The organism is Streptomyces sp. SA15 (assembly GCF_002291145.1).
Lineage (GTDB): Bacteria > Actinomycetota > Actinomycetes > Streptomycetales > Streptomycetaceae > Streptomyces.
This window is the reverse complement of the sequence record NZ_NTGE01000125.1, coordinates 1-878: the sequence shown is the minus strand read 5'-3', so window position 1 is coordinate 878 and position 878 is coordinate 1. Positions and strand designations below refer to the sequence as shown.

Below are 878 nucleotides of genomic sequence, written 5' to 3'. Positions count from 1 at the left end.
GCGAGGCGGCCTCGGCCGAGTCCCGCGCCGAGCTGACGGCGGCCCGCGCGGAGGACGCGGCCACGGCGGCGGAGCGGTCCTACGAGGCCGAGCGCCGCCTCGCCGAAGGGCTGGCCGGTGAGGAGCGGCTGGCGGAGCTGCTCAGCCTGACCGGAAGCGAAGCACGCCCCGTGGTCCCGAGGCCCCGGCAGGACACCGACGAGGGCAACCCCTCAGGCCTCACCCCCGAGGACCTGGACCGTTTCGCCGACGAGCTGCGCGAGCTGCTCGACGACACCGTCTCCTCCGCCGAGCGGCAGCTCTTCGACCTGCGCACCGCCGCCGCCGACGACTCCCGGATCCTCGGCGCGCTAGGTGACGGCGGGCTGCTGCCGCCCGGCCCGGACGTGCTGGCGACCGTCGGGTTCCTGGGCGAGCACGGCATCCCCGCGCTGCCCGGCTGGCGCTATCTCGCCCAGGCCGTCGCCCCCGCCGACCACGCGCGCGTGCTGGCCGCGCGGCCGGAGCTGGTCGACGGCGTGATCATCACCGACCCCGCCACGCACGCACGTGCCCGGGAGGCACTGGGCGACGCCGCGCTGCTGCCGCGGTCCGCCGTGGCGGTCGGTACGGCCGCCGCCCTGCTCGCCCCGACGCCGGCACCCGATTCCGAGACCGGTGATGTCTTCCTCGTACCGCCGAATCCGGCCATGCACGACGAGCACGCCGCCGACGAGGAGCGGCAGGCACTGCGCGCGCGGGCCACCGAGCGGGACGAGGAGATCCGCACGCTCGCCGCACGGCTCGGCAAGGACCGGGAACTGGCGGCACGGCTCGCCTCCTGGCGCACCGGCTGCCCGGCCGGCCGGCTGGTCGAGCTGGCCGAGGCCGCCCGGGAG

Annotated in this window: 1 pseudogene; it reads left to right on the top strand. The window is 77.2% G+C overall.

Annotation, left to right across the window (positions count from 1 at the left end):
- Positions 1–878 (top strand): annotated as a pseudogene (locus CLM62_RS29045) (hypothetical protein); the annotation flags it as partial.